We start from the raw sequence: 12,955 nt of genomic DNA, 5'->3' as shown, positions 1-12,955 counted from the left end.
ATGAAAAGGAGGTGAATTATGAATCGATTAGAGCAGATTATTCAACTGGTTTCCCAGAAGAAAAAGATAGATGTGAATAGTTTATCGGAGCAGCTAAAGGTTTCGAAAGTAACCATCCGAAAAGACCTTGATAAGCTTGAGAGTAAGGGCTTATTGCGCCGTGAGCACGGCTATGCGGTATTAAACAGTGGCGATGACCTTAACGTTCGTTTGTCTTATAATTACAACATTAAGCGACGGATTGCGGAAAAAGCGGCTGAATTGGTCCAAGATAATGACACGGTCATGATTGAATCGGGATCAACTTGCGCCCTTTTAGCAGAGGTTCTTTGCCAGACCAAACGCAACATTAAAATCATTACCAATTCTTGCTTTATTGCCAACTATATTCGGCAGTATAACAGTTGCCAAATCATGTTACTAGGTGGTTATTACCAGCCCAATTCAGAAGTTACGGTAGGACCATTGTTGAAAGAGATGGTTTCTTTGTTTCATGTCAACCGTGTCTTTGTAGGGACAGACGGCTTTAACCCAGATCTTGGTTTTATGGGCAAGGATATGATGCGCTCAGAAGGAGTTCGCTACATGGCAGAGATTGCTGAGGAAGTGGTGATTCTAACTGATTCTAGTAAATTTTCAAAAACCAGTTTGGTACACCATTTATCATTATCAGATGTTGACCGAGTGATTACAGACCATGGCCTGGACAAGCAAACACAAGACTTATTAAGTACCAGTGGTCTCATTCTTGATTTTGTTTCTTAGAAAATAGGTGGCCAGATGAAAGAAGAACGTAGACGGCTTCTTGCCAAGGTGGCTTACTTGCATTATGTTCAAGGCAAGAGCCAAACCTTGATTTCAAAGGAAATGAATATCTACCGAACAACGGTTTGTCGGATGTTAGCTAAAGCTAAGGAAGAAGGTATTGTTCGGATTGAGATTGCTGACTATGATGCCGATTTATTTGCTTTAGAAGAATACGTGCGACAGCAGTATGGTTTGGAAAAATTAGACCTTGTGCCAAATCAGGTTGAAGATACCCCAGCGGATACCTTGACAAATGTTTCTAAAACAGCAGCAGAGGTTGTCCGACATACGGTTAAGGATGGGGATAAGATTGGTCTCTCTTGGGGAGCGACCCTGTCGAGTGTGATTGACGAGTTGGACCCTAAAGCCATGAAGGATGTTCTTATTTATCCCTTAGCAGGCGGACCGAGCCACATTAACGCAAAATATCATGTGAATACCCTTATCTACCGTTTGGCCCGTATTTTTCATGGGAATAGTGCTTTTATTAATGCAATGGTGATTCAAGAAGATGAACAATTGACCAAGGGTATTATTCAATCTAAATATTTTGAGAGTATTTTGGCGAGTTGGGACCAGTTGGACCTCGCTTTAGTTGGCATTGGAGGAGAGCCTAACAGCCGTGAGGAAAGTCAGTGGCGTGACTTGTTAACTGATGCCGATTATGCACAACTCAAACAGGAAGAAGCTGTTGGAGAAGTTTGCTGCCGCTTTTTTGATCAAGCGGGCCATCCTGTTTACAAAGGTTTGCAAGATCGGACGATAGGCATTTCGCTGGAGCAATTAGGTCGAGTGCCAAAGACTATTGCCGTCGCGACAGGTAAATATAAGGCAAAAGCCATTTTAGCTGCTTTAAAGGCGGGAGTGATTAACTATCTGGTGACGGATAAAGAGACCATGATAGCTGTTTTAGCGTTAGATGAAGATATTGACCTTAATAACGTTCTTCTTTAATCGAAACTCAAAGATACTATGACATTTTTAGAAGCTCGAGACCAAACGGTCAGGGCTTTTTTTGTTGTTTTGTTTATTGATAAAACAGAGATTGCTCAACTGTGCAACGAACACATTGGCACAAAAGTGCATTAATTAAAAAATAGCACAATATATATTGACCCTAGAAACAAACATGATAAAATGAAGCTATCAATGAAAAGAAAACGATTACAAACGTAATTGAATCGTTTTCGTAACAAAGTGATAGCATTTGATTAAGAGGAGAAGGAGTTATTTATGGAACTGATTGTACCAGATCAAATCATTATGGGGTTAATTTTAAATGCTGGCGACGCTAAGCAGCATATTTACCAGGCCTTGAAATGTGCCAAGGCTGAAGACTATGACACGAGTGAAAAAGAAATGGCATTAGCAGATGATGCCTTGTTGGAAGCTCATAATTTACAGACCCAGTTTCTTGCCCAAGAAGCTAGTGGTAATAAGTCAGAGATTACAGCTCTTTTTGTTCACTCACAAGATCACTTGATGACGACCATTACAGAAATTAATCTCATCAAGGAGATTATTGACCTTCGTAAAGAATTGGCAACCAAATAATATTTCATTCATAAAAAGGAGATTGACATGATTAAGATTGGATTGTTTTGCGCAGCAGGGTTCTCAACAGGCATGTTGGTGAATAATATGAAAGTAGCTGCTGAAAAGAAAGGCATTGACAGCCAGATTGATGCCTATTCTCAAGGAAAGTTAGCTGAGTATGCCCCATTGATTGATGTGGCACTTTTAGGCCCACAGGTTGCTTATACTCTGGATAAATCAGAAACTATCTGTAAAGAGAGTGGCATCCCGATTGCAGTTATCCCAATGGCTGATTATGGAATGTTAGACGGCAACAAGGTGCTTGATTTAGCCCTTAGTCTTGTTAAAGAATAGGAGTCAATCATGGCAAATATGAATATGCAAAAAATCATCATGCCAATCATGAAATTTGTGAATATGCGCGGTATCATCGCCTTAAAAGACGGGATGTTAGCTATTTTACCTTTGACCGTTGTGGGAAGTCTTTTCCTGATTGCTGGTCAGATTCCTTTTCAAGGGATTAATGATGCCATTGCCGGTGTGTTTGGTGCCGACTGGACAGAACCCTTTATGCAGGTTTACCATGGAACGTTTGCTATTATGGGCTTGATTTCCTGCTTTGCGATTGGTTATTCTTATGCTAAAAATTCAGGTGTTGAACCTCTCCCTTCAGGGGTTTTATCCTTATCAGCTTTCTTTATTCTATTGAGATCATCTTATGTTCCAGCAGAAGGCGAACCTATCGGCGATGCTATTAGCAAGGCTTGGTTTGGTGGACAAGGGATTATTGGTGCTATTTTGATTGGTTTAACGGTAGGTGCTATTTATACAGCATTTATCCGTCGCCACATTGTCATCAAAATGCCAGAGCAAGTGCCACAAGCCATTGCCAAACAGTTTGAAGCTATGATTCCAGCCTTTGTGATTTTTACCTTGTCAATGCTTGTGTACATTATTGCCAAGTCAGTGACAGGTGGCGGAACCTTTATTGAAATGATTTATGCTGTCATCCAGGTACCGCTACAAGGGTTAACAGGCTCTCTTTATGGCGCCCTCGGCATTGCCTTCTTTATTTCCTTCCTTTGGTGGTTCGGCGTGCATGGACAATCCGTGGTCAATGGAATTGTGACAGCTCTCCTCTTGTCCAACTTAGATGCCAATAAGGCCTTGTTGGCAGCAGGTAATCTGTCATTGGACAAGGGTGCCCATATTGTGACCCAACAATTTTTAGATTCTTTCTTGATTCTCTCAGGGTCAGGAATTACCTTTGGTTTGGTGGTAGCTATGATTTTTGCAGCTAAATCTAAACAATATAAGGCCTTGGGTAAGGTAGCTGCTTTTCCAGCCCTCTTTAATGTCAATGAACCTGTCGTTTTTGGTTTTCCAATTGTGATGAATCCGGTCATGTTCTTGCCATTTATCTTGGTTCCTGTTTTGGCAGCCCTCATGGTTTATGGCTCCATTGCCATTGGTTTCATGCAGCCCTTTGCAGGAGTCACGCTGCCGTGGTCAACACCAGCCATTATCTCAGGGTTCATGGTTGGCGGCTGGCAAGGTGTTGTTGTGCAAATCCTTGTGCTTGTTATGTCTACATTAATTTATTTCCCATTCTTTAAGATTCAAGATAGAATTGCTTGCCAAAATGAAGCGGCAACTGAAAACGCATAGTTATCCCTTGTTTATGATGCCACTAGCTACCTTTGAAAACAGCTGTTGGAATGCTTTCTAGACTCTGTTTATCCTTGATATCGTTAAGACCATCTCACCCTCTGAGGTGGTTTTTTAGAAAAGAAAGCTGATGTTAGGCGTCAGCCATATGCACTATTGTGCAAATCGCGATGGTTTATGATTCTTTCAGGCAGCAGTGTTAAAAAAAGACTGAATATGGTAAAATAATTACGAAAGAAACAATTATTATTACGAAAGAAACAAAGGAGACGGCGATGACTGAAACAAAAATCCCTTATTTTGGTAACTTAACTGATAGGATGAATCAGTACCGTGAGGCGGTGTTAGACAAAAAACCTTATATTGATGCTGAGCGTGCCATTTTGGTAACAGAAGCCTATCAAAAACATCAGAACAAACCGGCGAACCTGAAACGGGCTTACATGTTGCAAAATATTTTGGAAAACATGACCATCTATATTGAAGACGAAAGCCTCATTGCTGGTAACCAAGCCTCTTCAAACAAGGATGCGCCGATTTTCCCTGAATATACTCTGGAATTTGTCCTCAACGAACTCGATCTTTTTGAAAAACGAGATGGGGATGTGTTCTACATTACCGAAGAAACCAAGCAACAGCTGCGAGATATTGCTCCTTTCTGGGAAAACAATAACCTACGTGCTCGCTGCGGTGTCTTGCTACCAGAAGAAGTGCAAGTGTACATGGAAACAGGTTTCTTTGGTATGGAAGGCAAGATGAATTCGGGAGATGCCCATTTAGCGGTCAATTACCAAAAACTCTTGGAACACGGCTTGAAGGGATTTGAAGAGCGGGCACGAGCTGCCAAAGCTGCGCTTGATTTGACTATTCCTGAAAATATTGACAAATACCATTTTTACGATTCGGTTTTTATTGTCATTGATGCGGTCAAAACTTATGCCAAACGCTATGCTAAGTTGGCTAGAGAACTAGCAGAAACCGCTAGTCCAGAACGTCAAGCAGAATTGTTAGAAATCGCGCGCATTTGTGACAAAGTGCCTTATGAACCAGCAAAAACGTTTGCAGAAGCTGTGCAATCCGTCTGGTTCATTCAGTGTATCTTGCAAATTGAATCAAACGGGCATTCCCTATCTTATGGCCGCTTTGACCAGTACATGTATCCTTATGTCAAAGCTGATTTGGAGGCTGGCCGTGAAACAGAAGGCTCAATCGTTGAACGTTTGACCAACCTCTGGATTAAGACCTTGACCATTAACAAAGTGCGGAGCCAAGCCCACACCTTCTCATCAGCAGGTAGTCCACTTTACCAAAACGTGACTATTGGTGGTCAAACACGAGATAAAAAAGATGCGGTCAACCCACTGTCTTATCTTGTCCTACGGAGTGTGGCTCAAACCAAATTGCCACAACCTAACTTGACTGTTCGTTACCATAAAGGCCTAGACAATACCTTTATGAACGAATGCATTGAGGTCATGAAACTTGGTTTTGGCATGCCAGCTATGAACAACGATGAAATCATCATTCCATCCTTTATCAAAAAAGGTGTCTCAGAAGAAGATGCTTACGATTACTCAGCCATTGGTTGTGTGGAAACAGCAGTTCCAGGGAAATGGGGCTACCGTTGTACTGGTATGAGTTACATCAACTTCCCTAAAATCTTGCTTATTACCATGAATGACGGGATTGACCCAGCATCAGGGAAGCGCTTTGCCACAGGACACGGTCATTTCAAACACATGACATCTTATGAAGATTTAAAAGCAGCATGGGATGCCACCCTGCGAGAAATTACTCGCATGAGTGTCATTGTTGAGAATGCCATTGACCTAGGTCTCGAACGTGAAGTGCCAGATATTCTTTGCTCAGCCTTGACAGATGATTGTATCGGCAGAGGCAAGACCTTAAAAGAAGGCGGAGCTGTTTACGACTACATCTCAGGCCTTCAAGTCGGTATTGCCAACCTATCTGATTCCTTAGCAGCGCTGAAAAAATTAGTATTTGAAGAAGGTCGATTAACTCCAGAGGAACTCTGGCAGGCCCTTGAAAGTGACTTTGCTGGAGAACGCGGAGAAGACATCCGCCAAATGCTAATCAATGACGCGCCAAAATATGGTAACGATGATGACTACGCAGATAGTCTCGTGGTAGAAGCCTACGATACCTACATTGATGAAATTGCCAAATACCCAAATACCCGTTATGGCCGTGGCCCAATCGGAGGTATCCGCTATTCTGGGACATCATCAATCTCAGCCAATGTCGGACAAGGCAAAGGAACCTTGGCGACACCAGACGGTCGTCATGCAGGCACCCCACTGGCAGAAGGTTGTTCACCAGAACACAGCATGGACAAAAAAGGCCCAACATCTGTCCTTAAATCTGTTGCTAAATTACCAACAGATGAGATTGTGGGGGGTGTTCTCTTGAACCAAAAAGTTAACCCACAAACCCTGGCCAAAGAAGAGGACAAACTGAAATTAATGGCCTTGCTTCGCACCTTCTTCAATCGTCTCCACGGTTACCATATTCAATACAATGTGGTATCTCGCGAGACCTTGATTGACGCCCAAAAGCATCCTGAAAAACACCGCGACCTCATTGTCCGTGTTGCTGGCTACTCTGCTTTCTTCAATGTTCTATCAAAAGCAACGCAGGATGACATTATTGAACGTACGGAACACACACTTTAGAAAGAAGAATACTTATGGAATACATGTTAGACACTCTAGACTTAGACGCTATTAAAAAATGGCATCATATTTTGCCGCTGGCAGGTGTGACCTCAAACCCTTCTATTGCCAAAAAAGAAGGTGACATTGATTTCTTTGAACGGATTCGAGAAGTTCGTGCCATTATCGGTGATCAGGCTTCTATTCATGTTCAAGTGATTGCCCAAGATTACGAAGGCATCTTAAAAGATGCTGCTGAAATTCGTCAGCAATGTGGGGACAGTGTGTATGTAAAAGTGCCTGTAACCCCAGAAGGGCTAGCGGCCATTAAAACCTTGAAAGCTGAAGGCTATCATATTACTGCGACAGCTATTTACAGCACTTTCCAAGGGTTATTAGCCATTGAAGCTGGCGCTGATTATTTGGCTCCTTATTATAACCGTATGGAAAATCTTAATATTGATCCAGAGGCCGTGATTGGGCAATTGGCAGAAGCTATTGACCGTGAGTGTTCTGACAGTAAACTCTTAGCAGCGAGCTTTAAAAATGTGGCTCAGGTCAATAAATCCTTTGCCTTGGGAGCACAAGCCATTACTGCTGGTCCAGATGTTTTTGAAGCAGGATTTGCGATGCCCTCTATTCAAAAAGCGGTCGACGATTTTGGCAAGGATTGGGAAGCCATTCATCACCGTAAGAGTATTTAAGAAAGTTCGTCATTAGTAATCACAGATAAAGGAGTTCAACGATGAAAGTATTTGCAAGTCCATCTCGTTACATTCAAGGTAAAAATGCCTTGTTTAGCAATGCAGAAACCCTGAAACAACTAGGGGATAACCCCATTTTACTATGTGATGATGTGGTTTATGGTATTGTCGGAAAAACATTTGAAGCTTATTTGGCAGATAACGGCATGACCCCTGTTCACGTAGCCTTTAATGGGGAAGCCTCTGATAATGAAATCAATCGCGTAGTTGCCATTGCCAAAGATAATGGTAGCAATGTCATTATCGGTCTTGGTGGCGGAAAAACCATTGATAGTGCTAAAGCTATTGCGGATGTGTTGACTGTTCCAGTGATTATTGCGCCAACCATTGCCTCAACAGATGCCCCAACCTCAGCCTTATCGGTTATTTACACCGATGAAGGAGCCTTTGAAAAATACATTTTCTATTCAAAGAATCCAGATCTTGTATTGGTTGACACACAAGTAATCTGTCAGGCACCAAAACGATTACTGGCGTCTGGGATTGCAGATGGGTTAGCAACCTGGGTAGAAGCGCGTGCGGTTATGCAAAAAAATGGAGACACCATGGCAGGTGGTAATCAAACGCTGGCAGGAGTTGCCATTGCACAAGCCTGTGAACGAACCTTGTTTGCGGATGGCCTAAAAGCGATGGCTAGTTGTGACAGACAAGTCGTGACTCCAGCCTTGGAAAATGTCATTGAAGCCAATACACTTCTTAGTGGGCTTGGTTTTGAAAGTGCGGGTCTGGCTGCTGCACACGCCATTCACAATGGTTTTACAGCGTTGACAGGTGATATTCATCACCTTACTCATGGTGAGAAAGTCGCCTATGGCACGTTGACACAACTCTTCTTAGAGAATCGTTCGCGTGAGGAAATTGACCGCTACATCGACTTTTACCAAGCCATTGGCATGCCGACAACCCTCAAAGAAATGCATTTAGACACTGCTAGTCAAGATGATTTCTTAAAAGTTGGCCGCCAAGCAACCATGGCAGGCGAAACCATCCATCAGATGCCATTTGTTATCAGCCCAGAAGATGTGGCTGCAGCCTTGGTTGCTGTTGATGCCTATGTCACTAGTCGATAAGGACGTGCTGCTTTAAAACGATTGCTAACTAGATTTTTCGAATCATCAAAAAAACCGCAAGACCAGTGAGTCCTTGCGGTTTTTACAGGTCAATCAGTCTCTTACTTTGATTGCACAAGAGCTTTTATTTTGCTACTATTAATTTATTAGATGATAAAGAATAGACATTAGGACTCTTGGATAGAAAGTGATTTATGACATGTTTAAAAGACAACAAAAGAGGGCAGAGTTTATGGGCTGTCTTCAATCATTGTATAATGAGAAAGAGCTTAACTTAAGTCAATCTTTTAGGGAAAAGTTGATTTGGGCAGCTAAAGGGCTTGATTCTGGAGATAGGCTGAGTTACTTAGCTTACCAATTATATCCCTATCTTATGGAAGAAATGAAAAGAGAAGAGGCTAATCATAACCCTCAGTTCTTAAAAGCTAAAAAGTACCTCGAGAAGATCAGATGGCGATATAATGTGGGCTCTGTATGGGGTTGGCCTTTCTCTAGTTAAAGCTAGCAGTTATTTATAGGAGTTAAAAACCAGTCTAGGGATATATTCCTAGACTGGTTTTGATTATGGTGCTTACTGTTGGTTGGTAATAGCACTTTTAGCGGGGTCATTGTGGGCAATACGGCTGGCAGCTGCTGCCGCAATAGCGCTAACAATATCATCTAAAAAGGTATGGCAGGATTTCCCGTCTTTGTGGTTGAGTTTGTCAACAATCCCTGGTTTTGTCTTGTCCAGATAACCGTAATTGGTAAAGCCGATGGAACCATAGAGGTTAACAATGGATAAGGCCAAGATTTCATCAATCCCATACAGCCCTTGGTCGGTTTTTAAGATAGTAAGGAGCGGCTCAGACAGCTGGTCGGTTTCAGCCAATTTATCCAATTCAACCCCAGTGATAATGGCGTTTTGTACTTCTCGTTTTTCAAGAACCGCTTCAACACTCTCTAAACATTCTGCCATGGTCAAATTGGGGATATAATTATTTTGCAAAAAAAGCACCAGCTCTGCAATAGCTTCTAAAGAAACCCCTCGTTCAGCTAGTAATTGATAAGACACTTCTCGTAATTGATGGTCAGTTGTCATGTGAGACCTCCTTTTTCTTTATTGTAACATAAATGAGCTACCAAGTAATCAAAAGGAGGGCTTGTCAGCAATTGAACTTGAGAACCACTTGTAAAACGATTACAATAGGGTTGTATAACGGTCCAAAATAACTAGTTGTTTGTCCAAACTTAGGGACTAGAAAAGAGATTGCTATGACAAAACGACAGCTCCGCTGGCTTCTTTTAGTGATTTTTGGGTTAATAGTGTTGGTATTTTGTTGGCATAGCAGAGCAGTCACCCCAGACAAGCCTCATCCATCAGCTCTTTCGGCTCATCAGACAATCGTTTTCCCAAAAGAAACGAACGGGTTGCCTGGTCAAGCCCAACTCAAATCAGGCCAATTAGTGGAAAAAGATGGAAAACAATATCGTACCTTGTCTGCGTCATTGCCTCAACAGTCTGGGAAGATTTATTTTTACTGTCAGGTATCAGAAATAGGAGATAAAAAGGGTATTAAAAAGATTTTGGCGGCAGGTTATCAAGCTGGGAAGAACCATGTGTTTGACGGTCAGTTGCAGTTCTATTTACCTGAAGAGAATCTGATTCATTTCACGGTATCAGGAAAAATCTTTGCTCAAACCAAGCTTAAGAAGGTAACAGCTCAGTCAAAACCAACTGATGAAGTAGGGGTTTACGAGATTCAAGTTGTCGCTAAAAATGCTTTAATAGATTCCTTGCTAGACCACCAGGACTTGGTTTATTAGTTGGGTAACTGCTAAACCACTTGTGAGAAGTTTTGGTTGTTCATCTTCAGTAAAGGGCTTTTGTGTTATAATGAAGCAATCTATTGTGAACAAGGAGGCCTTGTAATGATTCAAAAAGTTGGTATTGTCAGTTTATCAAGTGGCATTTTAGGCGAGGAAATGGTCAAACATGAGTTAGACTTGGGCATCAAACGGTTGAAAGCTTTAGGACTCGATCCTGTCTTTTTGCCAAATGCTTTAAAAGGTCTAGAGTATGTGAAAGACCATCCAGAAGCTAGGGCTGCTGATCTTCTTGAAGCTTTTGCAGACTTATCTATTGACATGATTTTATGTGCTATCGGCGGGGATGACACCCATCGTCTGTTGCCTTACCTTTTTAGTGATAGACAACTCGAAAAGGTTGCTCGGCAGAAGGTCTTTCTTGGCTTTTCAGACACAACCATAAACCATCTCATGCTTCACAAGTTAGGACTTAAAACTTTTTACGGTCAATCTTTCCTGGCAGATATTTGTGAACTGGAAGAGGAGATGTTGCCCTATTCCTTAGTCTATTTTAAGGAATTAATCGAGACAGGCAGTATTGCAGCTATTAGACCAAGTGACGTGTGGTACGACGAGCGGACAGATTTTAGCCAAGCAGCCTTGGGGACTAAACGAGTGGTCCACTCCAATCAAGGATTTAAATTATTGCGAGGTTCAGCCCAATTTAGCGGAGAGATTTTAGGGGGCTGTTTAGAATCCCTTTATCAGCTATTTGATGGGTCACGGTATGCAGACAGTGTGACCCTGTGCCAGCAATATGCGTTATTCCCTTCTCTGGCGGACTGGGAGGGCAAAATTCTCTTACTTGAAACAAGTGAAGAAAAGCCAAGCCCAGAGCTTTATCGTCTTATGCTCGAAACCTTGAAAGAAACCGGCATTTTTGATGTCATTTCAGGTGTTCTGGTCGGTAAACCTATGGACGAAACCTACGATGACGATTATCAAAACATTCTTTTAGAGGTCATTGATACCGATATTCCTATTTTGGCTAACCTTTCTATTGGGCATGCTACTCCAAGAGCCATTGTACCATTTGGAGTGAAGGCTTTTGTGGATGCAGACCAGCAACTTATTCGTTTTGACTGTTAGAATGATGGAATGTTTACTTATAACTTGACCAGACACCAGTAATGTAAGCAGACGTCGAGATAAGTCATCGAAAAGGTAGAGACCACTAGAGAAAGGAACTATTAAAGGTATTTTTCTTTTGGTCACTGTTCATGCCCAAAAGACTTCAACTGTTATTCAGGAAAGTTAAAGGGCTATTTAGGAAAAAACGATACTATTTTTGTGAAAATCAATTATCATAAGTTTGTCGAGGTTGCAACGAGACAAATATTGAAAAATAGGAGTATTTCTTATGGATACAAAAATCATGCAACAATTTAAAATGATACCTAACGCTACCCTTGCACACATTGAGGGAGGAACTGGTTGGGGAGATGTCTTCCTAGGTCTTTTTGGTGGCCTATCAAAATCTCCTACTTTAGAAGAATTAAATGGTGGTCGAACTAAAAACTTTCGCGCTTGCACCTGTAGTCCTTACGGAACAGGTGGAACACCTAACGCCTGTAACATTTGTTAAATAAAACTAAGGAGAGATAACAATGACAATATATTATAAAGGAAAACCAGCTAAGGTTTGGGAAATTGGGCGCCAAACCCCACAACCCGATTGGGTTAAGGAAGGGTTTCAGAAAAATTATATTGTTTGGCTAGATAATCATATCAGGGTTCTCATGGCGGGTCTAAATCCTTCCACAACAACCAACTTAAAGATTGGTGCAACAGGAACAGTAGGTGGTGGTTTTGCAGGCTACGGAATGTATGTGCTCGGTTATCCAGGTGATTTTTTAGACATTACAAATCATCGTATTGTCTCAGCCAAAACCTTCCATAAACAATACAAAAAGATAGAGGATAACTAACCATTGGGAATTGGCCAGTAATTGTTCATCTACCACAAAAAAGTTAGTCATTCTTTTTAGAAGAGGACTTAGTTCTGTACTAGGCAGAGCTAGGTCCTTTTTATGTTGCCTTGATAGGCTTGTTAGTAGACATCAATGGTTACTAATAATGAGATGTTCTGGTTTATCTGCGAGAGAGTGAGAGGTGACTAAACCCTACTTGATTTTTCGTATTAGCTGAGAATTATAGGAGAATGTCCCATTTTCTTTTTTAGGATTTAGCAAAGGGGACAGTTAGCCCTTGACTTGGGTTAGGAGTTTGTCTCATAGCTTCTAACCTTAATAGCATGGCATAATCAAAGAAATAGCTTTCACCCTTCAGAATAGTTTTAGTAAGAGATACCATGACTGTCATGATCCTGGCAAGACTGATTAATCTCAATGGTGACTTCCTGGATATGATGTTTTTTTAAAATCTGATGAATGCTTTGCCGGCAAGTTTTGTCATCAGAGCAATGGGCATTCGTGAGACAAATATGAATAGTAGCCCTGTTGTCTAGCCCATCAAGTGACCAGATGTTTAGCTGGTGAATATGTTTTAGGAAACAAAGTGCAGCTAATGCACCTTGCAAGGCTTCATAGGAAATGCTTTGAGGAAGGGCTCCAAGTAAGATAGTCATAGT

General features: G+C 41.6%; 15 protein-coding genes. 13 read left to right on the top strand and 2 right to left on the bottom strand.

The features are described 5' to 3' along the window. The first annotated feature begins 18 nt into the window (after window positions 1-18). The 9 genes from ACYTR8_RS01785 (at window position 19) to ACYTR8_RS01745 (ending at window position 9,016) form a co-directional block, all read left to right on the top strand. Entirely contained in the window at window positions 19-765 is a 747-nt protein-coding gene (locus ACYTR8_RS01785; RefSeq protein ID WP_111714855.1) for a DeoR/GlpR family DNA-binding transcription regulator, read from the top strand. Between the two features lie 15 nt (window positions 766-780). Then, a complete protein-coding gene (locus tag ACYTR8_RS01780; RefSeq protein ID WP_479641571.1) occupies window positions 781-1,761 on the top strand; it encodes a sugar-binding transcriptional regulator in 981 nt (326 codons plus the stop codon). 279 nt (window positions 1,762-2,040) lie between these two features. Beyond that, the gene (locus ACYTR8_RS01775; protein ID WP_003049344.1) at window positions 2,041-2,361 is read left to right on the top strand and encodes a PTS lactose/cellobiose transporter subunit IIA; all 321 of its coding nucleotides are present in this window, start codon (window positions 2,041-2,043) and stop codon (window positions 2,359-2,361) included. Between the two features lie 27 nt (window positions 2,362-2,388). Beyond that, window positions 2,389-2,697, top strand: a complete 309-nt coding sequence (locus ACYTR8_RS01770; RefSeq protein ID WP_269760346.1) for a PTS sugar transporter subunit IIB — start codon at window positions 2,389-2,391, stop codon at window positions 2,695-2,697. A gap of 9 nt (window positions 2,698-2,706) precedes the next feature. Further along, window positions 2,707-4,011: a PTS sugar transporter subunit IIC gene (locus ACYTR8_RS01765; RefSeq protein ID WP_269760345.1), complete on the top strand. Its 1,305-nt coding sequence runs from the start codon at window positions 2,707-2,709 to the stop codon at window positions 4,009-4,011. A 275-nt stretch (window positions 4,012-4,286) separates the two neighbouring features. Next, entirely contained in the window at window positions 4,287-6,704 is a 2,418-nt protein-coding gene (locus tag ACYTR8_RS01760; protein WP_479641570.1) for a glycyl radical protein, read from the top strand. Window positions 6,705-6,718: 14 nt separating this feature from the next. Next, entirely contained in the window at window positions 6,719-7,387 is a 669-nt protein-coding gene (locus tag ACYTR8_RS01755; protein WP_003049351.1) for a fructose-6-phosphate aldolase, read from the top strand. 41 nt (window positions 7,388-7,428) lie between these two features. Beyond that, entirely contained in the window at window positions 7,429-8,517 is a 1,089-nt protein-coding gene (locus tag ACYTR8_RS01750) for a glycerol dehydrogenase (RefSeq protein ID WP_015016577.1), read from the top strand. 199 nt (window positions 8,518-8,716) lie between these two features. Further along, window positions 8,717-9,016 (top strand): hypothetical protein, encoded by a 300-nt coding sequence (locus tag ACYTR8_RS01745; protein ID WP_003049355.1) that lies wholly within the window; start codon window positions 8,717-8,719, stop codon window positions 9,014-9,016. A 72-nt stretch (window positions 9,017-9,088) separates the two neighbouring features. Here ACYTR8_RS01745 and ACYTR8_RS01740 read toward each other — a convergent pair whose 3' ends face one another. Continuing rightward, a complete protein-coding gene (locus ACYTR8_RS01740; protein WP_003059612.1) occupies window positions 9,089-9,598 on the bottom strand; it encodes a phosphatidylglycerophosphatase A family protein in 510 nt (169 codons plus the stop codon). Between the two features lie 173 nt (window positions 9,599-9,771). Between ACYTR8_RS01740 and ACYTR8_RS01735 the strand changes: the two genes are divergently transcribed. The 4 genes from ACYTR8_RS01735 to ACYTR8_RS01720 all read left to right on the top strand — a co-directional run bounded on the left by ACYTR8_RS01735 (window position 9,772) and on the right by ACYTR8_RS01720 (window position 12,293). Continuing rightward, window positions 9,772-10,323, top strand: coding sequence for a hypothetical protein (locus tag ACYTR8_RS01735; RefSeq protein ID WP_479641569.1), 552 nt, complete (start codon window positions 9,772-9,774; stop codon window positions 10,321-10,323). Window positions 10,324-10,428: 105 nt separating this feature from the next. Then, a complete protein-coding gene (locus ACYTR8_RS01730; protein ID WP_479641568.1) occupies window positions 10,429-11,454 on the top strand; it encodes a S66 family peptidase in 1,026 nt (341 codons plus the stop codon). A 271-nt stretch (window positions 11,455-11,725) separates the two neighbouring features. After that, window positions 11,726-11,950: a ComC/BlpC family leader-containing pheromone/bacteriocin gene (locus ACYTR8_RS01725; protein WP_015057385.1), complete on the top strand. Its 225-nt coding sequence runs from the start codon at window positions 11,726-11,728 to the stop codon at window positions 11,948-11,950. Between the two features lie 22 nt (window positions 11,951-11,972). Continuing rightward, window positions 11,973-12,293: a role in replication gene (locus ACYTR8_RS01720; RefSeq protein ID WP_111714886.1), complete on the top strand. Its 321-nt coding sequence runs from the start codon at window positions 11,973-11,975 to the stop codon at window positions 12,291-12,293. A gap of 368 nt (window positions 12,294-12,661) precedes the next feature. Here the strand turns inward: ACYTR8_RS01720 and ACYTR8_RS01715 are convergent, their stop codons facing one another. After that, a complete protein-coding gene (locus ACYTR8_RS01715) occupies window positions 12,662-12,952 on the bottom strand; it encodes a hypothetical protein (RefSeq protein ID WP_479640402.1) in 291 nt (96 codons plus the stop codon). Window positions 12,953-12,955: the final 3 nt, after the last annotated feature.

This window comes from Streptococcus sp. F2 (genome assembly GCF_056500955.1).
The sequence above is the reverse complement of the archived record's forward strand: the minus strand, read 5'-3'. Positions and strand labels throughout refer to the sequence as shown.